Here is a 26,401-nt window from a genome sequence, read left to right as displayed (position 1 = left end):
TCCGTTGTAAGGCGCAGGAGAACACGCACATGCTGATCTACATGCTCGCCACCGCAATGACCGTCGCCATGCTGATCGCCACAGTATTCGGGCTGCATCAGGAAGCACAGCGCATCCGCGTCAAGGCCACCACCAAGCGCTTCGAAGGCTTTGGCCTGCGCAAGCCGTATCGCCACTACTGAGACAGTCCGCAACGCTGCCGCGCCGGCCGACAGGCCGGCGTTGCTATGTCAAACGTACCAGGAACTATTCGGCGTTGTCCGGACCGCTGTCATTCGAATCCGGCCCCGCGCCACCCTCGACGGCCTCTTCCACTTCCTCGTCCGATTGCGGCTCCGAAATCCGCTCGACCGAAACCACCTTTTCACCTTCAGCCGTGTTGAAGATGGTCACGCCCTTGGTGGCGCGGCTGGCGAAACGGATGCCGTTGACGGGTACCCGGATGACGGTGCCGCCATCCGACACCAGCATGATCTGATCGTCATTGCCGACCGGGAAGGTCGCCACCAGCTGGCCGATTTCGGCTGCCTTGGACACGTCGGTGGCACGGATGCCCTTGCCGCCGCGGCCGGTCAGGCGGAAATCGTAGGACGACGAGCGCTTGCCGTATCCATATTCAGTCACCGTCAGCACGTACTGCTCATGCGCCTTGAGGAATTCGTAGCGGTCGTCTGGAAGCTCGGTCTCCTCGCCGATCTCCTCATTGGTGAGCGCGATCTCTTCTTCCTCTCCGGCCGTCTCGGCGGCAAGCCGCCGTTCCGACGCCGCCCGCTTGAGGTAAGCGGCGCGTTCCGCCGGTGAAGCATTGACATGCTCGATCACCGACATGGAGATGATGCGGTCGGTTTCAGCCATGGTTATGCCGCGAACGCCGACGGAATTGCGGCTCTGGAAGACGCGCACGTCGCCGACGGAGAAGCGAATGCACTGGCCCGAATTCGCCGTCAGAAGCACGTCGTCATTGTCGGTGCAGGTCTCGACGCCGAGAATTTCGTCACCCTCCTCCTCCAGCTTCATGGCGATCTTGCCGTTGCGATTGACCTGGACGAAGTCGGACAATTTGTTGCGGCGCACGGTGCCGCGCCTCGTGGCGAACATCACGTCGAGATCGCCCCAGCTGGTCTCGTCCTCGGGCAGCGGCATGATGGTGGTTATGCGCTCACCCTGCTCCAGCGGCAGCATGTTGATCAGCGCCTTGCCGCGTGACTGCGGGTTGCCGATCGGCAGCCGCCAGACCTTTTCCTTGTAGACGATGCCGCGCGAGGAGAAGAACAGCACCGGCGTGTGGGTGTTGGCCACGAACAGCCGGGTGACGAAATCCTCTTCCTTGGTCGACATGCCGGAGCGGCCCTTGCCGCCGCGGCGCTGCGCCCGATAGAGCGACAGCGGCACGCGCTTGATGTAGCCGGAATGGCTCACCGTCACGACCATGTCCTCGCGCTGGATCAGATCCTCGTCTTCCATGTCCGCGCCGCCATCGGTGAGCTCGGTGCGGCGTGGCGTGCCGAATTCGTCGCGCACGGCGGCGAGCTCGTCCTTGACGATCTGCTGGATGCGCGCGCGCGACGACAGAATGTCGAGGTAGTCCTTGATCTCGTCGCCGATCGTATTCAACTCATCGGCGATTTCGTCGCGGCCAAGCGCGGTCAGGCGCTGCAGGCGCAGTTCGAGGATGGCGCGCGCCTGTTCCTCGGACAGATTGTAGGTGCCGTCCTCGTTGATACGGTGGCGCGGATCGTCGATCAGGAGGATCAGCGATTCAACGTCACCCGAGGGCCAGCGCCGCTCCATCAACTGCTCGCGCGCCGTCTGCGGGTCCGGCGCGGTACGGATCAGCTTGATGACCTCGTCGATGTTGGCGACGGCGATGGCCAGGCCGACCAGCACATGGGCGCGGTCCCGCGCCTTGCGCAGCAGGAACTTCGTCCGCCGGCTGATCACCTCCTCGCGGAAGGTGACGAACGCCTTCAGCATGTCGGTCAGGTTCAGCAGCTCCGGCTTGCCGCCGTTCAGAGCCACCATATTGGCGCCGAAAGAGGTCTGCAGCGGCGTGAACCGGTAGAGCTGGTTGAGGACGACGTCGGCAACGGCGTCACGCTTGAGCTCGATGACGACGCGATAACCCTGGCGGTCGCTTTCGTCGCGGATGTCGGAAATGCCCTCGACGCGCTTGTCGCGCACCAGTTCGGCCATCTTCTCGATCATCGAGGCCTTGTTCACCTGGTAGGGAACCTCGGTGATGATGATCGATTCGCGGTCATTGCCGCGCTGTTCGATGTTGACCTTGCCGCGCATGACGATGGAGCCGCGGCCGGTGGAATAGGCGCTGTAGATGCCGGAGCGGCCAAGCACGATGCCGCCGGTCGGGAAATCGGGGCCTGGAATGATCTCCATCAGCGCCGGCAGGTCGATCGCCGGATTGTCGATGACGGCGATGGCGGCGTTGCAGACTTCACCGAGATTGTGCGGCGGAATGTTGGTGGCCATGCCGACGGCAATGCCGCCCGAACCGTTGACCAGCAGATTGGGAAAGCGCGCCGGCAGAACCTTCGGCTCGGTGTCCGAAGCATCATAAGTGTCCTGGAAATCGACGGTATCCTTGTCGATGTCCTCCAACAGCTCGTGCGCGATCTTGGTCAGGCGCGATTCGGTGTACCGCATCGCCGCCGGCGGATCGCCGTCGATCGAACCGAAATTGCCCTGCCCGTCGATCAGCGGCACGCGCAGCGACCAGTCCTGCGCCATGCGCACCAAGGCGTCATAGATCGAGGCGTCGCCATGCGGATGGTATTTACCCATCACGTCGGCGACGGGGCGCGCCGATTTCACATATTTGCGGTTCCAGTGATAGCCGCTCTCATGGGCGGCATAGAGGATGCGACGGTGCACCGGCTTCAGGCCGTCGCGCACATCGGGCAGCGCACGACTGACGATCACGCTCATGGCGTAATCGAGATAGGAGCGCTGCATCTCCTCGATGATGGATATCGGCTCGATGCCGCTAGGGCCGCCGTCTGTGCCGCGCGGTGTCTTCTGGTCGGTCAAATCGGATCACAATCTAATCAGGAATCACTCGCTGCTTATATAGGAAGCGAGGCCGAAACTCCAATGTCCGGGGCACTTTTCCAGTGTCAATTTTAGCGGTAATTTCAAGTGGATACCACTGATTGCGACGATATGGCCACGACCCTTTCGCCGCCAGCAAGGCAAAAGCCGGCAATGGACCGTTTTCCCCAGACGAACGCCCCGAGCGCGATCAATTGGAGCTCCTGGCAACTTTTCAGCGGCTGCCAACGCGCCCGGACCGATACCGGCCAGGCGTTTCGCCCATGACGCGCCGAAACCGGCGGTTGAAGGTCGACAGATCGTTGAAGCCGGCTTCGAAAGCAATTGCCGAGATGGCATCGTTGGACGTGCGCAATCGCACCGCCACACGATGCAATCGGGTCCTGAGCAGGTATTGATAGGGCGTCATGCCGGCAACCTGCCGGAAGGTGCGCAGGAAATGATAGGGACTGGTCGCGGTCTCATCCGCCAACGCTGGAAGCGAGACCGGTCCGTCGGCATCCAGTTCGATCCGCCTCACCGCCTCGGCAACCCTTTTCTGGTCGCGGCGGCTCGGATCGCGACTGGCGTGCCTTGCGCCTGAGATTGTCGCCACGGCGGCACCGGCGATGCGTAGGGCAAGTTCCTCGAAGGCGCCTGCGTCGGCCATGTCGCGCGCGGCTTCCGCCTCGGCCAGCAGCGGTGCGATGGCGGGTAACGGCGGCAGGCGGGGCGTCTCGAAGGTGAGCTTCCCAGCGCCCGGTACGTCGGCGACGATCCGGTCCATATAGGCCGGCCCGAAATGGAAGGAGAGGCAACGGTCGCCGCTGCCATGCTCGTGCCCGCATTCGTAGCATGTGCCGGAATTGCCAAGCAGGAGGCTGCCTGACGCGAGCATTGCGGTGCCTTGCTGTGCGCGATAGCGGAAGGTGCCACTGGTGACCGCCGCGACGCAAAAATCCCGATGGACTTCCTCGAACGGCCGATCGCCGGCGCTGGCCGTGCAGATCACATCCGCCACGTGCCAGCCAGGTCCGGATGCAAGGGTGTTCGCGGTCGCCGTCATGGCTGAAATATAGCAATTTTTCCCAAGCCCAAAACCCCGGCGGCACCTATTGCTCGCGGTCTCCTGACAAGAAGAGATCGCAGCCATGCCCGACCAATCCACATTTGCCGAAGCCTTGCACAGTCCCGGACCGATCCAAGGGCTTGCCGAAAAACTGAGCCTTTACGGCCGCTTCGTCGGTGCGTGGACGTTTGACGCCGCGCGCCATCTCGAGGACGGCACGGTGCTGACCGGACGCGGCGAGGTGCACTTCGGCTGGGCGCTGGAAGGCCGCGCCATCCAGGACGTCTGGATCCTGCCCGCGCGTGACGCCGGCCCCACGCCATCGCTTGGCAAATGGACCTTTTACGGCACGACGCTGCGGGTCTATGACCCCGGAATCGATGCCTGGCACATCTTCTGGAGCGACCCGCGCAACCAGTATTTCAGCCGTCAGCTCGGCCGCGCCGAAGGCGACACGATCGTGCAGGTCGGCGCCGACGGCACTGGTTCCTCGGTACGCTGGAGCTTTTCGCGCATCACCGAGAATTCCTTCCGATGGCTCGGCGAGCGCTCGCATGACGGCGCGGACTGGCACCTCGAAGTCGAGTTCCTGGCGCGTCGTCAAACTAAAAGATGACCCCACAACCCTTAGTAACAATGGAGAAAACCATGTTCGATCATATCTCGATCGGCGTTCGCGACGTCACTGCCTCCAAACGTTTCTACGATGCCGCGCTGAGGCCGCTCGGCTTCACTTGCGTCAGCCAATCGCCGGGTTCGCTCGGCTATGGTGTCCAGGCTGTCGCGCCCCAGGCTGTCGCGCTGTGGGTCAACGAGGCGGCGCGCCCGGTGCCGGCGGACGAAAGATCCGGCCTGCATTTCTGCTTCGCCGCGCCGACACGGGATAGCGTTGGTGCCTTTCATGCCGGGGCGTTGCGCGAAGGCGGGAGCGACAATGGCGGACCGGGCCTGCGCGCCGACTATGGCGAGAACTATTACGCGGCCTTCGTCGTCGATCCGGACGGCTATCGCCTGGAGGCCTATTGCGGCGCTGCCGCCTAACCTGCGGCTCTGACTGTTCCCACCGACCGGGCTTTGCTCTACCAATGTGGGTACGGGCTTGGCCCGGCGAGAGGGGTCAGCGATGCCGAGTTTCGACAGCCTGTTCAATGCCTTCGTCACCATTCTCGTGACCATCGATCCGCCTGGGCTGGCGCCTCTGTTCCTCGCCGTGACGCGCGGCATGAACCGCGAGGAGCGCAGCCAGGTTTCCGTGCGCGCCTCGGTCATCGGTTTTCTGGTGATGGCGCTGTTTGCGGTAGCCGGCGCGTCGATCCTGTCGGTGTTCGGCATCACTCTGCCGGCGTTCCGTGTCGCCGGCGGGTTCCTGCTGTTCTTCATCGCCTTCGAAATGGTGTTCGAGCGCCGGCAGGACCGCAAGGAAAAGATCGGCGACGTCGCCATCACCAAGGACATGATCCACAACATCGCCGCCTTCCCCCTGGCGATCCCGCTGATCGCCGGCCCCGGCGCGATTTCAGCGACGGTGCTGCTCTCAGGCTCGTTTCAGGGTTTTGCGGCGCAGGCGGCCCTGGTCGGCATCATTCTTGTCTGTCTCGTCATAACCTATCTGGTATTCGTGCTGTCGGAACGCATCGACCGCATCCTCGGCCAGACCGGCCGCTCGATCCTGACCCGCCTGCTCGGGGTTATCCTGGCGGCACTGGCCGTGCAGTTCGTGGCAGATGGCATCAAGGCGCTGATGGCCTCGTAGGCCCGCTTATTTTGCGGTCGTATCGATGACTTCAAAGTCGTGGGTAATCGTCGCGGTCTTGGCCATCATGGCGGAGGCCGAGCAGTATTTTTCGATCGAAAGGTCGATTGCCCGCTTGACCTTGTCGCTGGACAGCGCCCGCCCCTTGACGATGAAATGCATATGGATGCGGGTGAACACTTTGGGATCGGTTTCGGAGCGGTCGGAATCGAGCTCGACCACGCAATCCTCGACGGCCTCGCGCCCCTTTTCGAGGATATGGACGACATCATAGGCCGAGCAGCCGCCGGTGCCGATCAGCACCAGTTCCATCGGGCTCGGTCCCGGCGTCTTGCCTTCCGGGCCTGACGCCGTGCCCAGCACGACCTTGTGGCCGCTGCCGGACTCGCCGACGAAGGTGCGCTCCTCGACCCATTTTACCCGTGCCTTCATCGCCAGTCCTCTTACGTCTCTGATCGCGCCAACGTCAGCTCAAAACCACCATGCAAAACCCCGAAAGTCCATGCGGACCCTCGGGGCATATCAAGTAAAGGCATTCGCTATTTGGTGCGGCTTTCGATCAGAACGGAATTTCGTCGTCCAGTTCGCGCGACGAACCACCGCCACCGCCGCCCCTGGGAGCGTTGCCGCCACCGCGGTTGAACCCTTCGTTCGGGCTCGACTGGCCGAAATCGGAACCACGGCTGCTGCCGCCACCGCTGTAGCCGCCAACCTGACCGCCCTCACCCTGGCCACGCGCGTCGAGCATCTGCAACTCGCCGCGGAATTTCTGCAGCACGACTTCGGTCGTGTATTTGTCGGCACCGGTCTGGTCCTGCCATTTGCGCGTCTGCAGCTGGCCCTCGACATAAACCTTCATGCCCTTCTTCAGATACTGCTCCGCCACCTTTGCGATGCCCTCATTGAAGATGACGACGTTATGCCACTCGGTCTTTTCCTTGCGCTCGCCGGAATTCTTGTCGCGCCAGCTTTCCGACGTCGCGATGCGAATGTTGACGACCGGCTCGCCCGAGTTCAGGCGGCGGATTTCAGGGTCAGCGCCGAGATTGCCGACCAGAATGACCTTGTTGACGCTACCCGCCATGATATTTCTCCGCACTATCCGAAACAAATTTTTGTCGCAGCACCTTACAGGCTACGCACGTCAGCCGCTTGCCAAGGCTGGCTTTTCCCACAAGGTTTTTGTTCCCTTTTCGTTCCTATATGCACTGCGGCCAATTGTCAAGGAATGGCAGCAATGCCGGAACGCCGCATATGGGTCTCAAAACAGCGCTTGCCAAATCGATAAGTATCGACTTATGCTTTTGTCATGATCGAAGCAGAGATTTTCCGCGCCTTGGCCGACCCGACACGCCGCGCCGTCTTTGAGCGTCTCGCCACAAGCGAGATGAGCGTGTCGGAATTGCGCAGCGGCCTGACGGTGTCGCAACCGGCGGTGTCGCAGCATCTGGCGGTGCTGCGGGGCGCCGGCCTCGTGGTCGAGCGGCGGGCCGGCCGCAACGCCTATTATCGTGCGGATCCGCAGGGGCTTGCCCCGCTGCTCTCATGGATCGAACGCTACCGTACCTTCTGGCCGGAGCGCATCGAAAGGCTGAAGACGGTTTTGAAGGACATGGATCAATGAACAGCCAAAGCGAAGTCTCTCCCGATGCGATTGAGTTCGAATACGATCTTGCCGAGCCGCCGGAAAAGGTTTGGCGGGCGCTGACCGTGCCGGAACTGCTCGCCGCCTGGATGATGCCCAACGACATCAGGCCGCAGACCGGCAGCCGCTTTGCCTTCGCCGGTCAAGACGCGGCGATCGAATGCGAGATTCTCGATGCCGAGCCCGAACGCCTGCTGCGCTATTCCTGGCGCGAGCGGTCGGACGATGCCGCGCACCCACTCGACAGCACCGTCACCTTCACACTCGCCCGAACCGTTTCCGGCGGCACGCATCTGCGCATCGTCCATGACGGCTTTGCTCGCAAGGCGATGCCGGCCGTGGCCATGGCGGGGGCAGGCTGCCGGCTTTCGCTGCACGGGACCGGCACGCCTATAGCCGCGAACACCCCACGCCTTCTGCTGCTGCACGCGGCTTGAACACGGAAAATTGGAGACAGAAAAATGGGCGGTGTTGCCAGTCTTGTGCCGATGGTAATCGAGCAATCGAGCCGCGGCGAACGCGCATTCGACATTTTTTCGCGGCTGCTGCGCGAGCGCATCGTCTTCGTCAACGGGGAGATTAACGATGACGTCTCGGCGCTGGTCTGCGCGCAGCTTTTGTCGCTGGAGTCGGACAATCCCGAGAAGGAGATCTCGCTCTACATCAACTCGCCCGGCGGCATGGTGACCAGCGGCTTCGCCATCTACGACACGATGCAGTATATCAGCTGCCCGGTGTCGACCGTATGCATGGGCTTTGCCGCGTCGATGGGATCGTTCCTGCTGATGGCGGGCACCGCCGGGCGCCGCATCGCACTACCCAACGCCACCATCCTGCTACATCAGCCGCTGGGCGGCTTCCAGGGCCAGGCTTCCGACATCCAGCGGCACGCCGAACGCATCGGCCAGACCAAACGCCACATGACCGAACTCTACGCCCAGCATTGCGGCCGCAGCTATGAAGACGTCGAGCGCACGCTCGACCGCGACCATTTCATGACCGCCCGCGAGGCCCAGGCCTGGGGCATTGTCGACCACGTCTTCGACACCCGCAAAAAGGCAGCGTAGGACCAGAGTGAGGTCAAATCCTGCTGCTTGTCGAAGATTTGACGATCCCGCTCTGGCTCCGGTGGCGGCAGGCCCCTATAACAAGGGGATGACCGACACTCATCGATCAAGAACATCGCACCGTGTCACGGCCGCCATGGTGCTTGCCATCGTCGGCCTTGTGTCCAGGCCGGCACTTGCCGACGAGGCCTCGTCGTCGTTTCGGAAAGGCGCCCTGCCCGGCGTAACCGGCGACTATCGCATCGCAAAGCCCGCCCCGGTGCCCGAACCCGACGACGCGTTCCCCAGCAGCGGCAACGGGCAGTTCAAGATCGGCAATACCGATGTCAGGATTTCCGGCAGCATCACCGTCGATGTCGGAGTTGGCGGGATCAAGCCACCCAGATAGGCAAAGATCGGGCCTTCCAACTGGAGCCCGCCCAAAAGAACAGCCCCGCCGTGCCTTGGGCAAACGGACGGGGCTTTTCTGGATCTCAAATCCATTTTTTGCCGGGAGTGTACTGCCGGCGTTTGATTTCGGATGCTTCGCGGCATTCAGCCGACGATCCGACTAGCAGTCTCTGATTTTCAGGGATACGGCAGGTCACGGTTTGTCGGGGGGCGCAAACGCCTGCCCTTGGCACTTATGCCTGCCGCGGCTCCAGTAACAACTGAAGCCCTGGGGGATTATCCGGTGGCGTCATGCTCCGCTCCTCTTGTCCGTTGCGACATTGTCGTCGTGAAGCGCAAATCGCAAATGCCTGCGGCGTCTCGCAGGCCGCCTTGGGGCGGCATCGCAAATGCCTGCGGCGTCTCGCAGGCCGCCTTGGGGCGGCGAGGCCATCGATAGACGGCCGGCTTCGCTGACTTCGCAAGACTGCTCCCCTGAGTTGGCCGCGTCAACCATCAATAGCCGGTTACGGAAAAATGTGATCGCCGGGAGCTTACGTTCGGGTCAGCTTCCGCACAGCTTTGTCAGGAGCGTGTTCGGTCTTTGTTCTTTCCGCTTGCCCCCTCGCGCGAAAGGCGGTTAAACGACTTCTGTCGAGAATTGTGGCGTCTCTCGACGTGGCGGCAAAAATAACTACATAGGGAATGGCCGGGGAAACCCGCCTATCCCACAAATTCCAGATCTGAGGCGGCGACCTGACATGGCCGACCATAAATATCTTTCCATTCGCGGGGCGCGCGAACACAATCTGAAGAATGTCGATCTCGACCTGCCGCGTGACAGCCTGATCGTCATGACCGGCCTGTCGGGCTCCGGCAAATCGTCGCTTGCTTTCGACACCATCTATGCAGAAGGCCAGCGCCGCTATGTCGAGAGCCTCTCGGCCTATGCCCGGCAATTCCTCGAAATGATGCAAAAGCCCGACGTCGACCAGATCGACGGCCTGTCGCCGGCCATCTCGATCGAGCAGAAGACCACGTCGAAGAACCCGCGTTCGACGGTCGGTACCGTCACCGAGATCTACGACTATATGCGCCTTCTGTTTGCCCGCGTCGGCGTGCCCTATTCGCCGGCCACCGGCCTGCCGATCGAGAGCCAGACGGTCAGCCAGATGGTCGACCGGGTGCTGGCCGTCGAGGAAGGCACGCGCCTGTTCCTGCTGGCGCCCATCGTGCGCGGCCGCAAGGGCGAATATCGCAAGGAACTGCTGGAGTTGCAGAAGAAGGGCTTTCAGCGCGTCAAGGTCGACGGCGTCTTCTATGAAATCGCCGATGTGCCGGCGCTGGACAAGAAATACAAGCACGACATCGACGTCGTCGTCGACCGCATCGTCGTTCGCGGCGACCTTGCCACAAGGCTTGCCGACTCCATCGAGACGGCGCTGAAGCTGGCCGAGGGGCTGGCAGTGGCCGAGTTCGCCGACAGGCCGCTCGATGCCAGCCAGACTGGCGAGGATTCGGTCAACAAGTCGAAGAACGAGACGCATGAGCGCATCCTGTTCTCGGAAAAGTTCGCCTGCCCGGTTTCCGGCTTCACCATTCCGGAAATCGAGCCCAGGCTGTTCTCCTTCAACAACCCGTTTGGCGCCTGCCCGACCTGCGACGGTCTCGGCAGCCAGCGCGCCATCGACCCCAACCTCGTGGTGCCGGACGAGAACGTGTCGCTGCGCGACGGCGCCGTCAGCCCATGGGCGAAATCGACCTCGCCCTATTACTCGCAGACGCTCGAGGCATTGGGCAAGGCGTACGACTTCAAGCTCGGCGACAAGTTCAAGGATCTTTCAGCGCAAGCCCAGGAAGCGATCCTGCGCGGCACCGGCGAGCGCGAGATCACCTTCCAGTATGATGACGGTCTGCGCTCCTACAAGACGACCAAGACCTTCGAAGGCGTCATCCCCAATCTCGAGCGCCGCTGGAAGGAGACCGAATCCGCCTGGATGCGCGAGGAGATCGAGCGTTTCATGTCGGCAACGCCCTGCCCGGTCTGCAAGGGCTACCGGCTGAAGCCGGAGGCGCTGGCGGTGAAGATCGCCGGCAAGCACATTGGCGAAGTGACGGAACAGTCGATCCGCAACGCCGACAAATGGTTCACCGACCTGCCGGCGCAGCTCAACGACAAGCAGAACGAGATCGCTGTCCGCGTCCTGAAGGAAATCCGCGAGCGTCTGCGCTTCCTCAACGATGTCGGGCTCGACTATCTCACCTTGTCGCGCAATTCCGGCACGCTGTCGGGTGGCGAAAGCCAGCGCATCCGGCTGGCCTCGCAGATCGGCTCAGGCCTGACCGGCGTGCTCTACGTGCTGGACGAGCCGTCGATCGGCCTGCACCAGCGCGACAATACCCGCCTGCTCGACACGCTCAAGCACCTGCGCGACATCGGCAACACCGTGATCGTCGTCGAGCATGACGAGGACGCCATCCTGCATGCCGACTATGTCGTCGATATGGGTCCGGCCGCCGGCATCCATGGCGGCGAGATCATCGCCCAGGGCACGCCGCAGCAGGTGATGGCCAATCCCAATTCGATCACCGGCAAATATCTGTCCGGCGCGCTCGAAGTGGCAACGCCCGGCGTGCGCCGCGAGGCGAAGAAAAACCGGCGGCTGAAGATCGTCGGCGCGCGCGGCAACAATCTGAAGAACGTCACCGCCGAAATCCCGCTCGGCACCTTCACCGCCGTCACCGGCGTGTCGGGCGGCGGCAAGTCGACCTTCCTGATCGAGACGCTGTTCAAGGCGGCCTCGCGCCGCATCATGGGCTCGCGCGAGCATCCGGCCGAACATGACCGCATCGAGGGATTGGAGTTCCTCGACAAGGTCATCGACATCGACCAGTCGCCGATCGGCCGCACGCCGCGATCGAACCCCGCCACCTATACCGGCGCCTTCACGCCGATCCGCGACTGGTTCGCCGGGCTACCGGAAGCGAAGGCGCGCGGCTATCAGCCGGGCCGCTTCTCCTTCAACGTCAAGGGCGGCCGCTGCGAGGCCTGCCAGGGCGACGGCGTCATCAAGATCGAGATGCACTTTTTGCCCGACGTCTACGTCACCTGCGACGTCTGTCACGGCAAGCGCTACAACAGGGAGACGCTCGACGTGCTGTTCAAGGGCAAGTCGATCGCCGACGTGCTCGACATGACCGTCGAGGAAGGCGTCGATTTCTTCGCCGCCGTACCCGGCGTACGCGACAAGCTGGAGACGCTGAAGCAGGTCGGCCTTGGTTACATCCATATCGGCCAGCAGGCGACGACGCTGTCCGGCGGTGAAGCGCAGCGCATCAAGCTCGCCAAGGAACTGTCGCGCAAGGCGACCGGCAAGACGCTCTACATCCTCGACGAACCGACCACAGGCCTGCACTTCCACGACGTCGCCAAGCTGCTGGAAGTGCTGCACGAACTGGTCGACCAGGGCAATACCGTCGTCGTCATCGAGCACAATCTCGAAGTGATAAAAACCGCAGACTGGGTGCTCGACCTCGGCCCCGAGGGCGGTGATGGCGGCGGCGAACTGGTCGCCTCGGGCACGCCGGAAGCGATCGTGCGCGAAAAGCGCAGCTACACCGGCCAGTTCCTGAAGGAACTGCTGGAGCGACGCCCCGGAGGCAAACGCGAAGCGGCGGAGTGATGGGTAAGGATGATCTCATCACGGTCCAGAGCAGCTTTGGCATGAGGCTTGCCGGCCCTGAAGATCTCGCCGCGATCGTCGCGCTGACGCAAGCCGCCTACGCTCCCTACAATGCCATACTCGATGCACCGCCGATCCCGGTTACCGAGGACTACGCGCCGCGTATTGCCCAGGGCCAGGTCTGGCTGCTGGAGAGCGGTGATGAACTTGCCGGAGTGATCACGCTGGAGCGGCATGAAGATCACGCGATGATCTTCTCCGTCGCGGTGTCGCCTGCCTTCCAGGGCAAGGGGTTCGGTATTGCATTGCTGAAGCACGCTGACGAGCAGGCGCGGCAGTGGGGCCTGCCGGAGATACGGCTCTACACCAATGCGAAAATGGAACGAAACATCGCGCTCTATCTCGCTTACGGCTATCGCGAAACGGGTCGCCGGCCCAATCCCTACCGGCCAGGGTGGATACTCGTCGACATGGCCAAACCCGTCGACAACAGGTCCACCACGGCCTGATCGCCACTAGAAATCTGGGAGGACGACAATGAGCAAATCGGGAACAATCCGCGCCGGCATGGGCGGCTGGACCTTCGAACCCTGGGACACGTCCTTCTACCCCGAGAAACTGTCGAAGGCCAAGCAACTGCAATACGCTACCCGGCAGGTGCCGAGCATCGAGGTCAACGGCACTTATTATTCGAGCTTCAAGGAGCCGACCTTCGTCAAATGGGCCAACGAAGCACCTGACAATTTCGTCTATTCGCTGAAAGGCAACCGCTTCGTTACCAACCGGCGCGTGCTGGGCGAGGCCGGTGACTCGATGATGCGTTTCCTGGGTTCCGGCGTTGCCGCGCTCGGCGACAAGCTGGGACCGATCCTGTGGCAGTTCGCTCCGACCAAGAAGTTCGATCCGGACGATTTCGAGGCGTTTCTGAAGCTGCTGCCGGAAAAGCAGGATGGTGTCGCGCTGCGCCACGCGCTGGAAGTGCGCAACGACAGTTTCATCGTGCCGGAATTCCCAGCGCTCGCCCGCAAATACAAGGCGGCGATCGTCTATGCCGATCATGCCAAATATCCTGACATCGCCGACATCACTGGCGATTTCATCTACGCCCGGCTGCAGACCGGCTCGGATGACAATCCGGACTGCTACACGCCAAAGGGCCTCGACGAATGGGCGGCGCGGGCCAAGATCTGGGCGCAAGGCAAGCAGCCGGCGGATCTGCGGCGCGCCGACCCTGCCAGCGACGCGCCGGTCCAACCGCGCGACGTGTTCGTCTACTTCATCACCGAGGGCAAGGTCCGGGCGCCGTTCGGGGCGATGGCATTGATGAGGCGCGTAGCCGACTGAAAAGGCATCAGTTGGTTTCCAGCTACACACAATAGGCGCATAGCCTGTGCGTATTAGCGTAGCAAAGCGCCTGTTCCTGGGCATCTTCGCCACGATCGTAACCTTATCGACACTTCCTTGCCGCATGAATGCGCCGACGCCAAGCCGCAGAGCTGGGACCGCCGCCGGCAGGGAAAGAGGGCATGTCGCTCGACTACACTTCACTTCTGCTGGCCGTCGGTTTCTCGGCCGCTTGCCTCAGCCTGACATTGTTCGGCATGTGGCTGACCGCCCGCTCGGAAAAATTCCTGCTGACATGGGCGATCAGCCTGGTGTTCGTGGTCGGCGATATTTTTATCTATGACGCCTATATCGGGATGCCGGGACGCCTGCTCGGCATCGCCACCTCGGCGTTTCTGCTAATCGGCTTTTCGGCCATGCTGGGTGCGGCCTATCAGTTCCGAACCGGCGGCTCGCCACTGCCGCGGACCCTGTGGGGTTGCTATTCCCTAGCGATAGCGTTGCCCCCCATGGCTCTGGGCTACGATGGCCTCGGCTTCGTGGCGGAGAACATGTTTGCCGCCGTGCTCCTGTTCGCCACGGCTTTCGAATACTGGAAGGGCCGTGATGAGGCACCCGCCCTGACGATCGGCATCACCGCGCTCTATTCGGCCACGGCCACCTCCTTCGGGCTCTGCGCCATGGTTCTCGCCTGGGAAGGAAAACTGGTGCTCGGACATGCACCAAGCAACTGGGCCGAGGAGCTCAGCCTCGTCGTGGTTATCGCCAGCATGACAGGTATTGGCGCGCTCTCGCTTGCCCTCAATCAGGGGCGTCTGGCGAGGCACCACCATCGCAACGCCCAGACGGATTCCCTGACCGGCCTGCTCAACCGGCGCGCGCTGTTCGACATGCATGGCCATGTCCCGGTCGGCGCCTTTACCGCGGTGGTCGTCTTCGACCTCGACAACTTCAAAACCATCAACGACGAATTCGGCCATGCGGCGGGCGATGAAGTGCTGAGGGTGTTCGCCAACGAGTTGGTAGCCAACCTTCGACCGGCCGACGTCGCCGCGCGCATGGGCGGCGAGGAATTCGCGCTGGTACTGAAGCGCACGCTGCCGGAGGCGGTCGAGGAAGCAGCCGAGCGTATCCGGGCGGCTTTCGCGACGCGACTGATAGAAACCGAAACCGGTTCCCTCACCTGTACGGTCAGCGCCGGATTTGCGTTTGGCAGCAAAGAGGGCATCAGCCTGGACAAGGTGCTCAGCGCCGCCGACAAGGCGCTCTATGACGCCAAGCGCGGAGGCCGCAACCGCGTCACCGCCTCGCCATTCCGACGCGCGAGCTAAACGCGCGTATCACGCCAAGCCCGCCGGGCGACATGCATTAGGCCGCCATGACGATTTCATTGAAGGTATCGAGATCGACATAGAAGACCTTGGTGATCTCCTCGATCAGGTCGTCGTACTCACAGCCCTGTGACCTCAGAATGTTGATGGCGGCGATGATGTCGACGCGTTCGGTAAGCCGCCGCTTCTGGTAGTCTTCGACGTAACGTTCCATGGCTGTCCCTTAGCCTGTGTGCCCAAACGCGTTTGAACGACAATCAGATCGGGAAGCTAGGAAGCCTTGCTTGCGTGGAACTTGCAGGGCCTTTGCCGCGCCGCGATCTGCGATAACCAGACTGATACGGAAACGGCCGACTCACAAAGCCACGGAAACACTACCATGCGATATTGCATGTGCCAGAGACGCAGATGATGGATGTAGGAAATATTGGTCTTGCCAATAACTTCAAATCTTCAATGAAGTCTGGCGCCGATTCTAGACCGTGAGGAATTTGCGGACGTCAGCCCGGTCTAAATCTTCCGCTGGGCCGGTGTGGACGATCTGGCCGCGATCCATGATGTTGACCTCGTCGGCGAGTTCGCGGCAGAAATCGAGATACTGTTCGACCAGCAGCACCGCAATGCCGGCCTGGTCGCGCAGATAGCGTATGGCGCGGCCGATATCCTTGATGACAGAGGGCTGGATGCCTTCGGTCGGCTCGTCGAGCACCAGCAGCTTCGGCCGCATCACGAGTGCCCTGCCGATGGCGAGCTGCTGTTGCTGGCCGCCGGAAAGATCGCCGCCACGGCGGCCAAGCATCTGCTTCAGCACCGGAAACAGCTCGAAGACGTGCGCCGGCACGTTGCGGTCGGCACGCTTCAAGGGCGCGAAGCCGGATTCAAGATTTTCCCGCACGCTGAGCAGCGGAAAGATCTCCCTGCCCTGCGGCACGAATGCGATGCCCGACCGGGCGCGGTCATACGCCGCGCTCCGGTCGAGCGCCTTCCCCTCGAAGGCAACGCTTCCGCTCGTCAGCCGGTTATGGCCGACGATCGATCTCATCAAACTGGTCTTGCCGACGCCGTTGCGGCCGAGCACGCAGGTGATTTTGCCCGCACCCGCCTTCAGCGACACCCCGCGCAACGCCTGGGCGGCGCCGTAGTGCAGCGTGGCATTGGAAACCTCGAGCATGTCAGCGCCTTCTCCAGAACCGAAGAAACGACATGTCGAAGTGATGGAATTGCACCCGCCAGACCATGCTCATCTCCCCAGATAGACTTCGACGACGCGCTCGTCGGCCGACACGAAATCGAGCATGCCTTCCGACAGCACCGAGCCCTCATGCAGGCAGGTGACCTTGACCCCGAGCTCGCGCACGAAATGCATGTCGTGCTCGACGACGACCACCGAATGGTCGCGGGCAATTTCCTTGAGCAGCCGCGCGGTTTCCTCGGTCTCGGCATCGGTCATGCCGGCCACCGGCTCGTCGACCAGAAGCAGCTTCGGGTCCTGCGCCAGCAGCATGCCGATCTCGAGCCATTGTTTCTGGCCGTGGCTGAGATTGGCGGCGAGTTCGCGGCGCTTGTCGCCCAACCGGATGATGCCAAGGATGTCATCGATCTGCCGCGCCTCGGCGGGCGATTGGCGATGGAACAGCGCCGGGAAGATCGAACGCGGCCCCTTCAGCGCCAGCATCAGGTTTTCTTCGATCGTGTGGCTTTCGAAAACGGTCGGCTTCTGGAATTTGCGGCCGATGCCCATCATGGCTATCTCGGCTTCGTCATGCCTGGTCAGGTCCACCTGGCCGTCGAAGAACACTTCGCCTTCATCCGGCCTCGTCTTGCCGGTGACGATGTCCATCATCGTCGTCTTGCCGGCGCCGTTGGGGCCGATGATGGCGCGCATCTCGCCCTTGTCGAGCACCAGGGACAGATTGTTGATGGCGCGAAAGCCGTCGAAGGACACAGAGACGCCGTCGAGATAGAGGATGGTGTTGGATTTGCTCATGGTCGCTTACTCCGCCGCCTGCGGTTCGGGGTCGGACCAGGACCACTCGCCTGGGTTTCTCGCCGGCGAGCGAGCGGGCTTCGAGGTCGCGGACGCGATGCCAACCTCGGCGCCGGCTTCTTCAGCCAGGGACGCCACGCGCAGCGCCCTGGCATTGCCGCGCCAGCTGTCCCACATGCCGATGATGCCCTTGGGCAGGAGCAAGGTGACGGCGACGAACAGGCCCCCGAGCGCGAACAGCCAGAATTCCGGCAGCACGCCGGTGAACCAGGATTTGCCGGCATTGACCAGCAACGCGCCGATGATCGGCCCGACAATGGTGCCGCGGCCGCCGACCGCCGCCCAGATCACCACCTCGATCGAATTGGCCGGCTCGAATTCGCCTGGATTGATAATGCCGACCTGCGGCACGTAGAGCGCGCCGGCAATGCCTGCCATGACGGCCGAAACGGTAAAAGCGAACAGCTTTACGTTCTCCGCCCGCCAGCCGAGGAAGCGCGTGCGGCTCTCGGCGTCGCGCACGGCCATCAGCAGCTTGCCGTATTTGGAGCCGACGATCGCCCAGGTGATGAAAACGGCGAGTGCCAGCATCACCGCGCTGGCCGCGAACAGTGCCGAACGGGTGGTATCGGCCTGCACGTTGAAGCCCAGAATATCCTTGAAATCGGTCAGGCCGTTATTGCCTCCGAAACCCATGTCGTTGCGGAAGAAGGCAAGCAGCAGCGCATAGGTCATCGCCTGGGTGATGATGGAGAGGTAGACACCGGTGACGCGGCTGCGGAAGGCGAACCAGCCGAAGATGAAGGCAAGCAGGCCGGGCACCGCCAGCACCATGATGGCGGCGAACCAGAAATGGTCGAAACCGGTCCAGAACCAGGGCAATTCCTTGTAGTTCAGGAACACCATGAAATCGGGCAGGATCGGGTTGCCGTAGACGCCGCGCGAGCCGATCTGGCGCATCAGATACATTCCCATCGCGTAGCCGCCGAGCGCGAAGAAGGCGCCGTGGCCGAGCGAAAGGATGCCGCAATAGCCCCAGACCAGATCGAGCGAAAGCGCCAGCATCGCATAGCAGAGATATTTGCCGGTCAGCGCCACGATGTAGGACGGAATGTAGAAGGCGCTTGTCGGCGAGACGGCCAGGTTAAGCACCGGCACGATTATAGCCACCGCCAGCAGGATGAAGATGGTGATGGCGATGCGGCGGTCCGCGCCGGCGGCAAAGAAGCGTCGCGATATCATGCTTCCACCGCCCTGCCCTTGAGCGCGAACAGGCCTCGCGGGCGCTTCTGGATGAACAGGATGATCAGCACCAGCACGACGATCTTGCCGAGCACCGCGCCGGCATAGGGCTCGAGAACCTTGTTGACGATGCCGAGCGAAAAGGCGCCGACCAATGTACCCCAGAGATTGCCGACACCGCCGAAGACGACCACCATGAAGCTGTCGATGATGTAGCCGCGACCAAGATTGGGCGAGACATTGTCGATCTGGCTGAGCGCGACGCCGGCGATACCGGCAATGCCGGATCCCAGCGCGAAGGTCAGCGCGTCGACCCAGGGCGTCCTGATGCCCATCGAGGCGGCCATGCGCCGGTTGGCGGTGACGGCGCGCATCTGCAGCCCCCAAGGCGTGCGCTTCATCACATAGAGCAACATGCCGAATACCGTGAGCGCGAACACCAGAATCCACAGCCGGTTCCAGGTGATGGCCAGTTGTCCGACGTCGAAGGAGCCGGACATCCAGGACGGATTGCCGACCTCCTGGTTGGTCGGTCCGAAGATCGAGCGCACCGCCTGCTGCAGGATGAGCGAGACGCCCCAGGTTGCCAGCAGCGTCTCCAGCGGCCGGCCGTAGAGGAACCGGATCACGCCGCGCTCGATGATGAGACCGACGAATGCCGCGACCAGGAAGGCGAGCGGCAGCGCGATCACCAGCGACCAGTCGAACAAGCCGGGAAAGGACGTCCGGATCACCTGCTGGACGACGAAGGTCGTATAGGCGCCAAGCATCACCATCTCGCCATGCGCCATGTTGATGACGCCCATGACGCCGAAGGTGATGGCAAGCCCGATCGCTGCCAGCAGCAGCACCGAACCCAGCGAAATCCCGTACCAGATGTTCTGTCCGGCATCCCACAAGGCCAGCGTCGAATTGATGTTGGCGATCGCTGCCGTCGCCGCATCCTTGACCGCGCCGGAGGCACTGGCCTCGACCGAAGTGAGCAGCGAAACCGCGTCGCGGTCGCCACGCGCGCCGATCAGGGCGACCGCGGCGAGTTTGTCGGCCTCGGGCCTATCGGAAACAAGCACCGAGGCCGCGCGGGCCTGTTCGAGCAGAGCCTTGACGCTGGCCACGGTCTCGCTGGCGACAGCCGTGTCGAGTGGCTCGATGTTGGCTGCGTCGGGCGTCTTGAACATGGTGCCGGCGGCGGCCAGCCGCACCGCCGGATCCTTGGCGCCAAGCGTCAGCGTGCCGAGCGCATCGCGGATGACGCGGCGCAGCGTGTTGTTGACCTTGATCTTGACGACGTCGTCCTTGGCCGCCTCGCCGGATGCTTCGCTGCTGAGCGGATCGAAAAGCTGGACGCTTTCGCCGGTTTCCTTGCCGACGAAGACCAGGGAATCCGCTTTGCGGATATAGAGGTTGCCGTCGGCGAGTGCCGAAAGCGGGTGTTCGACCAAGGGATCGCCGGTGGCGGCGAGGTCATGCACGACGGCTCCGGTCTCGGAAAAGCCCTTGGCGGTCGCGAACTTGGCGATGATGGCGCGCAGATCGGCTTCGCCTGCGCCCGACGACGACAGTGCCGCCAGCAGGAACAACAGCGTCAGGCCAATCGTGCGGATCAAGGTCATCGGCTTGAGTTAACCCTTGAAGGTTTGAAATGGGCGCGTCCGGACAGTGGAGGAAACCGTCCGGACGCGTGCGGTCTTGGGCTTGGCATGAAGGCCCAGCCCGGGGAGGATCAGTTTGTGCCCTTGCCGCCGCACTTGCCGGTGGCAACGTTGAAGTTGCCGCACGACAGCGGCTTGCGCCAATCGGAGATCAAATCCTTGGAGTCCGGCAGGTAGTCGGACCATTCGTCGCCCATCACCAGGCCCGGCGTGCGCGAAACCGTTTCGAACTGGCCGTCGGCCTGGATTTCGCCGATCAGCACCGGCTTGGTGATGTGATGGTTCGGCATCATCGTCGAGTAGCCGCCGGTCAGGTTTGGCACAGAAACGCCGATCATGGCGTCGATGACCTTGTCCGGATCGGTGGTGCCGGCCTTCTCGACCGCCTTCACCCACATGTTGAAGCCGATATAATGGGCTTCCATCGGGTCGTTGGTGGTGCGCTTGTCGCTCTTGATGAACTTGTGCCAGTCGGCGATGAACTTCTTGTTCTCGGGCGTATCGACGCTCTCGAAATAGTTCCAGGCGGCGAGATGGCCGACCAGCGGCGCGGTGTCGAGACCGGCCAGCTCTTCCTCGCCGACCGAGAAGGCCATGACCGGGATGTCCTCGGCCTTGATGCCCTGGTTGCCGAGTTCCTTGTAGAACGGCACGTTGGCATCGCCATTGACGGTCGAGACGACGGCGGTCTTCTTGCCGGCCGAGCCGAATTTCTTGATCGCCGAGACTTCGGTCTGCCAGTCGGAGAAGCCGAACGGCGTATAGTTGACCATGATATCTTCGGCCGCGACGCCCTTGGCCTTCAGATAGGCCTCAAGGATCTTGTTGGTGGTGCGCGGATAGACGTAGTCGGTGCCTTCGAGCACCCAGCGCTTCACCGAACCGCCGTCCTCGCTCATCAGGTAATCGACGGCCGGAATGGCCTGCTGGTTCGGCGCGGCACCCGTGTAGAAGACATTGCGCTCGCTTTCCTCGCCCTCATACTGGACCGGATAGAACAGAATATTGTCGAGTTCGGAGAACACCGGCAGCACCGACTTGCGCGACACCGAGGTCCAGCAGCCGAACACCGCGGCGACCTTGTCCTTCGAGATCAGCTCACGCGCCTTTTCGGCGAACAGCGGCCAGTTGGAAGCCGGATCGACGACGACCGCTTCGAGCTTCTTGCCGAGCAGGCCGCCCTTGGCGTTCTGCTCGTCGATGAGCATCAGCATGGCGTCCTTCAGCGTCGTCTCCGAAATCGCCATCGTGCCCGACAGCGAATGAAGAATGCCGACCTTGATCGTATCATCGGCGGCCCTGGCCGGAGCAGACATCACCAGGCCGGCGGCAACTACGCTCGCCGAGAACATTTTTGCTATTGTCGAGAAATTACCCCTCATGCGGAAGACTCCCAAGCTGGTTTGATTGCACCGCGACTATGCAATGCAACCCCCGTGCCAACCGCTGAAGGCATGCGGAAAAGCGCAAAATAGATACATGTTATCAGTGCGTTGCTATATTAGATTGAACGAAACAAAGAGAGCCGGTTAAAAATTGACTGAGGGAAATTTGCGCAATGCACAAGGCATATGCCTAAGTTTCGCCCATTTTCTTTAGATGCCTATATTTTGATCTCGAAGGCAGACCGCCGACGGCAAATGTTGCGGCGCGGCGCAAAAGTAGGGCAAGCTTGGTCGTTCAAGCGGACGGCATCATGACATCAGCCATTTCACGCATATTCATCGGCATAGTGGCTCTGGCGGCGGCAACCGGAGCGGCCCGAGCCGACTTCAGCGACGGCAGGATGCCCGACGGCATCTATCACTGCGAGGCCTACCTGCTCGGCATGTTCCTCAACCTCGGCGACATCACCATCAAGGGAAACGTCTATAGCGGCCCGGTCACGTTCGGGACCGCGCAGCAGGGCTACAACTACCAGATGGATGCAAACGGCGTGATCTCCTGGCTGGGACCAGTTGGCGGTTACACCACCGGCGGCAACTCGCTCTCGCTCACCCAGGCAACGCTGGACGGCCAGAGTCCGCCCTCCTTCGACATCATCATGAAGCAGCCCGACGGCGCCTTCACCGCCACGACCTGCACCAGGGGAAGCAATCAATAGATCTTCCCTGGCAATGACACCGCCCCGGTCTCCAACCCTGCCCGTCTTCTCATCTCATCTGGATGTTGCCGAAGGACCGCCAGCCGGTCGGCGCGCCTGAGGCCATGAAAAAAAGGCGCGGAACTGGTCAAGTTCCGCGCCAGCAGGCAGTCGGGAGGTCAGATGGTTTTCGCCGACATCTGCGCGGCGATATAGTCGGCCTGGCGGATCGCCAGCGACACGATGGTCAGGGTCGGGTTTTCGGCCGCACCCGTCGTGAACTGGCTGCCGTCCGACACGAACAGGTTCTTGATGTCGTGTGCCTGGCCATGCTTGTTGACGACGCCGTCGGCGGCCTTCTCGCTCATCCGGTTGGTGCCGAGATTGTGCGTCGAGGGATAGGGTGGCGTCGGGAAAGTGCGTGTGGCGCCGACCGCATCGTAAAGCGCCGTGGCCTGCTTGTAGGCATGATTGCGCATTGCCGTGTCGTTGGCATGGTCGTCGAAATGCACATCGGCGATCGGCATGCCGTGCTCGTCCTTCTCGTCGCCATGCAGCGTGATGCGGTTCTCCTCGCGCGGCATGTCCTCACCGACGATCCACAGGCCGGCCATGTGGTCGTAGTGGTCGAGCGCGGTGGTGAAGGAACGCCCCCAGCCGCCAGGGTTCAGGAAGGCAGCCATGAATGGCAGGCCGAGCGACAGCGTCTCGAACTCGTAACCGCCGACAAAACCGCGTGACGGATCATGGCGCGCCTCATCACGGATGATGCCGGCCATGGTTGTGCCGCGATACATGTGCACTGGCTTGTCGAAGATGGCATAGACCGATCCCGTGGTATGCCGCATGTAGTTCTTGCCCACCTGCCCCGACGAGTTGGCAAGGCCATGCGGGAACTTGGCTGATTCGGAATTGAGCAGCAGGCGCGGGCTCTCGATCGAATTGCCAGCGACCGCCACGATGCGGGCCTTCTGCTCCTGCAGCTTGCCGTCCTTGTCGGCATAGACGACGCCGGTGACCTTTCCAGAGGCGTCATGGTTGATCTTGATCGCCATGGCGTTCGGCCGGACCTCGAGGTGGCCGGTCGCCTCGCCCTTCGGGATTTCGGTATAGAGCGTCGACCATTTGGCGCCCCATTTGCAGCCCTGGAAGCAGAAGCCGGTCTGCTGGCAGGAATTGCGGTCGTCGCGCTCCACCGAGTTGATCGCCATGTTGCCGGTATGGCATTCCTTGTAGCCGAGCTTGTCGGCGCCGGCCTTCAGCACCTTGAAATTGTTGTTGCCCGGCAGGCGCGGCCAGCCATTGGTGCCGGTGACGCCCATCTTGGCTTCCGCCTTGGCGTAGTAGGGCTCCATCTCGGCCAGCGTCACCGGCCAATCCAAAAGGTTGGCGCCTTCCAGCTTGCCGTAGGTCGACAGCGTCTTGAACTCATGCTCCTGGAAGCGCAGCGATGCGCCCGCCCAGTGCGTGGTCGAGCCGCCGACCGACTTGACGATCCAGGCCGGAAGGTTGGGAAAATCCTTGGCCACGCGCCAATCGCCGGATGTGGTGCGCTTGTGCGTCCAGGCGAGCTGAGCGAACGAATCCCACTCGTCGTTGATGAAGTCCTCATATTCGTGGCGGGCACCGGCCTCGAGAATGACGACGTCGATGCCCTTCTGCGCCAGCTCGTTGCCGAGCGTGCCGCCGCCGGCGCCGGAGCCGATGATGACGACCACGCCGTCGTTTTTCAGATCAAATGCTGCTGCCATGGTTTCCTCCCATGAAATCAATTGAATGCGGTTGAGGCGAAGCGGGTCAGAGCCACTCGATGTCGCTGAATCCCCGCGCGATGTAGCCGCCCTTGGAATAGGATTCGCCCTCGTAGCCGAAGATCGGCCAGACCTCCTTCTGGTTGTAGAGGCTGACGACAAGACCGCCGCGAACCGCCTGGAAGAAGGCCGTACCCTCAATGTCCCTGAGCAGCGCGACCCGCTGCTCTTCCCAGCCGAGCCCGCGATAACCGCCCTCGCCGGCTCTCTTGTCGAGATCGGCGATCCCGTTTTCGATAAGCTCCTTGTGAGCCTTGTCCTTGGCGGCCATCTCATCATGGCCCTTGACCGCGACGGCGTAATATTTGTCAGGGACTTGGTCATGCGGGTAGATATCGCGCGCCAGCTGGATCAGCGTCGCCATTGTCTCGGGCTTCAGAGCCGAGGTTTCCAGCCCCCAGGCATGTTGCGGACTGATGACGGCGCTGCCGGAAATGACGAGCAGCGCGCCGACGCCGCCGCGTTTGAGAAGTTCGCGCCGTGAAAGCCCGGGCTTCCCCTCGTGGATCGTGACCATGTTTTCCTCCCTGCTTGCTGTTCGCACTCGAAAGAGTGCCGTTGCTGGCGCCGCGCCGGTCCGCGCGGCCGGTTGTCCCTATTGGAAGCGCCCTCCGCGCTGCAGGACCTCGACCTTGTAGCCGTCGGGGTCCTCGATGAAGAAGAAGCGGGCGATGAGCGACCCGTCGCGGCTGAATTCGACAATCTTCTTCGGATTGAGGCCGAGTGCGCCGAGCCGATCATGTTCGCTGTCGAGATCGGCGACCGAGACCGCGAGGTGACCATAGCCGTCGCCCAGCGCATAGGGCTCCGCGCGCCCCTTGTTGACGGTCAACTCAACCTCGAAAGGCGCATCGGCATTGCTGAGGTAGACCAGCGTGAAGGTCTCGAAGTCCAGTCGTTGGGCGACCTCAAGGCCGAATGCCTTGGTGTAGAAATCGATGGAGCGGGCTTCGTCGAGAACCCGGATCATGGTGTGGATTGCCTTCGCCAAATCAGACTCCGCAGCTTCGTGCTTTCGAAGATGATTATGCGCGCCGGCGAAGAAAGGTGGTGGCAGCCGACTACCACGCATGGGATTGGAAAAACGGATATGCCACCCCAAGGACGAAAGTCTGCCAAGGACGAAAGTCTGATTGCCGTTGACGACCTTCCGGTCGATGATGAAACCGCAGGCAGTGTTCAAAAGGCACCGACCGCCCCGTCGGCGCCCAAGACCAACAAAAACGGGAGGTAACGATGTGCAGAGTCTTTGCCGCACAGGATCCGGAAGGCTATCGTCAGATCAACCGGTCGATCCGCATTGACGGACATTCGACGAGCATCCAGCTCGAGGTCACGTTCTGGGCCTTGCTCGACGAAATCGCCGAAAGCCAGAACCTGACGACGCCGAAATTCATCTCGAAGCTCTACGACGAAGCCATCGAGATCAACGGCGAGATCCCTAATTTCGCGTCGATGCTGCGCACCACTTGCGCACTCTATCTACGCGGCCACCGACCATCCATGGAGGAGGTGTTGAAGCGAGAGGCCGCCTAGCGCCCTTCCGTGGCGACTTCGAGCGCGAGCCGGCTCATGTCGGTGAAAAGCGCCTGGCGTTCGGAATAGTCGGTCTGTTCGCCGGTAAGCAGATTGTCGACGACGGTCAGCAGCGACAACGCCCTCGCGCCGAAATGGGCCGATATGCGATAGAGAGCGCTGGTTTCCATGTCTACCGCCAGCGCCCCGAGCGCCCTTGCGTCGGCATAACGGGCACGCGCTTCAGGATGGTAGAATATATCGGTGCAGGCTGTCAGGCCGGCGTGGTGGTCGATGCCAAGTGCGGCTGCCTTGCTCAATGCGCTAGCCAGCAGCGCCGGATCCGGGCCAACATCGGCTACGTAAAGGCCAAAAACTCGACCGCTCTCGGTATTTTCAGGCCGTGCCGATTGCGAGATCACAAGGCTGCGCAGCTTTGCCTCGGCGCTCAGGCTGCCGCAGGTACCGGTGCGGATCAGTGTTCGGACGCCATAAAAGTCAAGCAGTTCATGGGCGTAGATCAGGAAGGATGAAACGCCGATGCCCGTCGCCTGAATGCTGACGGGCTTGCCGCGAAACAAGCCGGTAAAGCCGAGAGCGCCGCGTCGGCGATTGACGCAGCGCGGCGCGTCCAGGAATGTCTGCGCCATCCACTCCGCGCGCTGCGGGTCGCCCGGCAACAAAACCGTGTCGGCGTAATCGCCCTTGCCTGCCTCGATGTGTGGCGTCAACGGCCGCTCCCCCAAGCCCGCGTGCTGTATTTTCAACAATCATGGCGTTGTTACGGCGTTGTGCAAGAGCGCGG

General features: G+C 62.2%; 28 protein-coding genes. 14 read left to right on the top strand and 14 right to left on the bottom strand.

Annotated features, from left to right (window positions below; translation table 11 throughout):
* Nucleotides 1–29: 29 nt before the first annotated feature.
* Nucleotides 30–182, top strand: coding sequence for a hypothetical protein (locus FJ936_RS14395; RefSeq protein ID WP_015317717.1), 153 nt, complete (start codon nt 30–32; stop codon nt 180–182).
* Between the two features lie 64 nt (nt 183–246).
* Here FJ936_RS14395 and gyrA read toward each other — a convergent pair whose 3' ends face one another.
* Nucleotides 247–3,045, bottom strand: a complete 2,799-nt coding sequence (gyrA, locus tag FJ936_RS14390; RefSeq protein ID WP_141906699.1) for a DNA gyrase subunit A — start codon at nt 3,043–3,045, stop codon at nt 247–249.
* 235 nt (nt 3,046–3,280) lie between these two features.
* A complete protein-coding gene (locus tag FJ936_RS14385) occupies nt 3,281–4,111 on the bottom strand; it encodes an AraC family transcriptional regulator (RefSeq protein ID WP_140792569.1) in 831 nt (276 codons plus the stop codon).
* A gap of 85 nt (nt 4,112–4,196) precedes the next feature.
* Between FJ936_RS14385 and FJ936_RS14380 the strand changes: the two genes are divergently transcribed.
* The 3 genes from FJ936_RS14380 (at nt 4,197) to FJ936_RS14370 (ending at nt 5,867) form a co-directional block, all read left to right on the top strand.
* Entirely contained in the window at nt 4,197–4,730 is a 534-nt protein-coding gene (locus FJ936_RS14380) for a hypothetical protein (RefSeq protein ID WP_140716874.1), read from the top strand.
* Between the two features lie 32 nt (nt 4,731–4,762).
* Entirely contained in the window at nt 4,763–5,155 is a 393-nt protein-coding gene (locus FJ936_RS14375) for a VOC family protein (RefSeq protein WP_140716872.1), read from the top strand.
* An 82-nt stretch (nt 5,156–5,237) separates the two neighbouring features.
* Entirely contained in the window at nt 5,238–5,867 is a 630-nt protein-coding gene (locus FJ936_RS14370) for a MarC family protein (protein ID WP_015317712.1), read from the top strand.
* Nucleotides 5,868–5,873: 6 nt separating this feature from the next.
* Here the strand turns inward: FJ936_RS14370 and FJ936_RS14365 are convergent, their stop codons facing one another.
* On the bottom strand, nt 5,874–6,299 hold the full coding sequence (locus tag FJ936_RS14365; RefSeq protein ID WP_015317711.1) for an OsmC family protein: 426 nt from the start codon (nt 6,297–6,299) through the stop codon (nt 5,874–5,876).
* A 127-nt stretch (nt 6,300–6,426) separates the two neighbouring features.
* Nucleotides 6,427–6,951: a single-stranded DNA-binding protein gene (locus FJ936_RS14360; RefSeq protein WP_023773877.1), complete on the bottom strand. Its 525-nt coding sequence runs from the start codon at nt 6,949–6,951 to the stop codon at nt 6,427–6,429.
* A gap of 225 nt (nt 6,952–7,176) precedes the next feature.
* Here FJ936_RS14360 and FJ936_RS14355 point away from each other — a divergent pair, with 225 nt between their 5' ends.
* The 8 genes from FJ936_RS14355 to FJ936_RS14320 all read left to right on the top strand — a co-directional run bounded on the left by FJ936_RS14355 (nt 7,177) and on the right by FJ936_RS14320 (nt 15,306).
* Nucleotides 7,177–7,491, top strand: coding sequence for a metalloregulator ArsR/SmtB family transcription factor (locus tag FJ936_RS14355; protein WP_015317709.1), 315 nt, complete (start codon nt 7,177–7,179; stop codon nt 7,489–7,491).
* Nucleotides 7,488–7,949, top strand: coding sequence for an SRPBCC domain-containing protein (locus FJ936_RS14350; protein WP_140616308.1), 462 nt, complete (start codon nt 7,488–7,490; stop codon nt 7,947–7,949). Before FJ936_RS14355 ends, FJ936_RS14350 begins: the two co-directional genes overlap by 4 nt.
* Before the next feature lie 24 nt (nt 7,950–7,973).
* Complete coding sequence (locus FJ936_RS14345) at nt 7,974–8,579, top strand: ATP-dependent Clp protease proteolytic subunit (RefSeq protein WP_015317707.1); 606 nt, start codon at nt 7,974–7,976, stop codon at nt 8,577–8,579.
* Nucleotides 8,580–8,667: 88 nt separating this feature from the next.
* Complete coding sequence (locus tag FJ936_RS14340) at nt 8,668–8,967, top strand: hypothetical protein (RefSeq protein ID WP_140792571.1); 300 nt, start codon at nt 8,668–8,670, stop codon at nt 8,965–8,967.
* 742 nt (nt 8,968–9,709) lie between these two features.
* A complete protein-coding gene (gene uvrA / locus FJ936_RS14335) occupies nt 9,710–12,631 on the top strand; it encodes an excinuclease ABC subunit UvrA (RefSeq protein ID WP_140664219.1) in 2,922 nt (973 codons plus the stop codon).
* 41 nt (nt 12,632–12,672) lie between these two features.
* Entirely contained in the window at nt 12,673–13,140 is a 468-nt protein-coding gene (locus FJ936_RS14330; RefSeq protein WP_140616514.1) for a GNAT family N-acetyltransferase, read from the top strand.
* A gap of 28 nt (nt 13,141–13,168) precedes the next feature.
* Nucleotides 13,169–13,975 carry a DUF72 domain-containing protein gene (locus tag FJ936_RS14325; protein ID WP_140792573.1) on the top strand — a complete coding sequence of 269 codons (807 nt, stop codon included), beginning with the start codon at nt 13,169–13,171 and terminating at the stop codon, nt 13,973–13,975.
* Nucleotides 13,976–14,157: 182 nt separating this feature from the next.
* Nucleotides 14,158–15,306 carry a GGDEF domain-containing protein gene (locus FJ936_RS14320; protein ID WP_140792575.1) on the top strand — a complete coding sequence of 383 codons (1,149 nt, stop codon included), beginning with the start codon at nt 14,158–14,160 and terminating at the stop codon, nt 15,304–15,306.
* Nucleotides 15,307–15,343: 37 nt separating this feature from the next.
* Here the strand turns inward: FJ936_RS14320 and FJ936_RS14315 are convergent, their stop codons facing one another.
* The 6 genes from FJ936_RS14315 to urtA all read right to left on the bottom strand — a co-directional run bounded on the left by FJ936_RS14315 (nt 15,344) and on the right by urtA (nt 21,539).
* Nucleotides 15,344–15,520, bottom strand: a complete 177-nt coding sequence (locus FJ936_RS14315) for a hypothetical protein (protein ID WP_010909636.1) — start codon at nt 15,518–15,520, stop codon at nt 15,344–15,346.
* A 261-nt stretch (nt 15,521–15,781) separates the two neighbouring features.
* Entirely contained in the window at nt 15,782–16,477 is a 696-nt protein-coding gene (gene urtE, locus FJ936_RS14310) for an urea ABC transporter ATP-binding subunit UrtE (protein ID WP_015317701.1), read from the bottom strand.
* Between the two features lie 69 nt (nt 16,478–16,546).
* The gene (urtD, locus tag FJ936_RS14305; RefSeq protein WP_140792577.1) at nt 16,547–17,293 is read right to left on the bottom strand and encodes an urea ABC transporter ATP-binding protein UrtD; all 747 of its coding nucleotides are present in this window, start codon (nt 17,291–17,293) and stop codon (nt 16,547–16,549) included.
* A gap of 6 nt (nt 17,294–17,299) precedes the next feature.
* Entirely contained in the window at nt 17,300–18,535 is a 1,236-nt protein-coding gene (gene urtC / locus FJ936_RS14300) for an urea ABC transporter permease subunit UrtC (protein WP_140792579.1), read from the bottom strand.
* Nucleotides 18,532–20,148 (bottom strand): urea ABC transporter permease subunit UrtB, encoded by a 1,617-nt coding sequence (gene urtB / locus FJ936_RS14295; protein ID WP_140792581.1) that lies wholly within the window; start codon nt 20,146–20,148, stop codon nt 18,532–18,534. Before urtB ends, urtC begins: the two co-directional genes overlap by 4 nt.
* Before the next feature lie 110 nt (nt 20,149–20,258).
* Complete coding sequence (gene urtA / locus FJ936_RS14290) at nt 20,259–21,539, bottom strand: urea ABC transporter substrate-binding protein (RefSeq protein WP_224528120.1); 1,281 nt, start codon at nt 21,537–21,539, stop codon at nt 20,259–20,261.
* Nucleotides 21,540–21,883: 344 nt separating this feature from the next.
* Here urtA and FJ936_RS14285 point away from each other — a divergent pair, with 344 nt between their 5' ends.
* A complete protein-coding gene (locus FJ936_RS14285; RefSeq protein ID WP_140664236.1) occupies nt 21,884–22,291 on the top strand; it encodes a hypothetical protein in 408 nt (135 codons plus the stop codon).
* Nucleotides 22,292–22,449: 158 nt separating this feature from the next.
* Here FJ936_RS14285 and FJ936_RS14280 read toward each other — a convergent pair whose 3' ends face one another.
* From FJ936_RS14280 to FJ936_RS14270, 3 genes are all read right to left on the bottom strand, one after another.
* Nucleotides 22,450–24,021, bottom strand: a complete 1,572-nt coding sequence (locus tag FJ936_RS14280) for a GMC family oxidoreductase (protein ID WP_140792584.1) — start codon at nt 24,019–24,021, stop codon at nt 22,450–22,452.
* A 46-nt stretch (nt 24,022–24,067) separates the two neighbouring features.
* A complete protein-coding gene (locus FJ936_RS14275) occupies nt 24,068–24,598 on the bottom strand; it encodes a hypothetical protein (RefSeq protein ID WP_015317694.1) in 531 nt (176 codons plus the stop codon).
* 78 nt (nt 24,599–24,676) lie between these two features.
* Nucleotides 24,677–25,072 (bottom strand): VOC family protein, encoded by a 396-nt coding sequence (locus FJ936_RS14270; RefSeq protein ID WP_140664242.1) that lies wholly within the window; start codon nt 25,070–25,072, stop codon nt 24,677–24,679.
* A gap of 245 nt (nt 25,073–25,317) precedes the next feature.
* Here FJ936_RS14270 and FJ936_RS14265 point away from each other — a divergent pair, with 245 nt between their 5' ends.
* Nucleotides 25,318–25,617: a ribbon-helix-helix domain-containing protein gene (locus FJ936_RS14265; RefSeq protein ID WP_015317692.1), complete on the top strand. Its 300-nt coding sequence runs from the start codon at nt 25,318–25,320 to the stop codon at nt 25,615–25,617.
* Here the strand turns inward: FJ936_RS14265 and FJ936_RS14260 are convergent.
* Nucleotides 25,614–26,327 carry a DeoD-type purine-nucleoside phosphorylase gene (locus FJ936_RS14260; protein ID WP_140792586.1) on the bottom strand — a complete coding sequence of 238 codons (714 nt, stop codon included), beginning with the start codon at nt 26,325–26,327 and terminating at the stop codon, nt 25,614–25,616. The genes FJ936_RS14265 and FJ936_RS14260 overlap by 4 nt on opposite strands.
* Nucleotides 26,328–26,401: the final 74 nt, after the last annotated feature.

The organism is Mesorhizobium sp. B2-4-13 (assembly GCF_006658535.1).
GTDB lineage: Bacteria > Pseudomonadota > Alphaproteobacteria > Rhizobiales > Rhizobiaceae > Mesorhizobium > Mesorhizobium australicum.
This window is presented reverse-complemented; position numbering and strand designations above follow the sequence as displayed.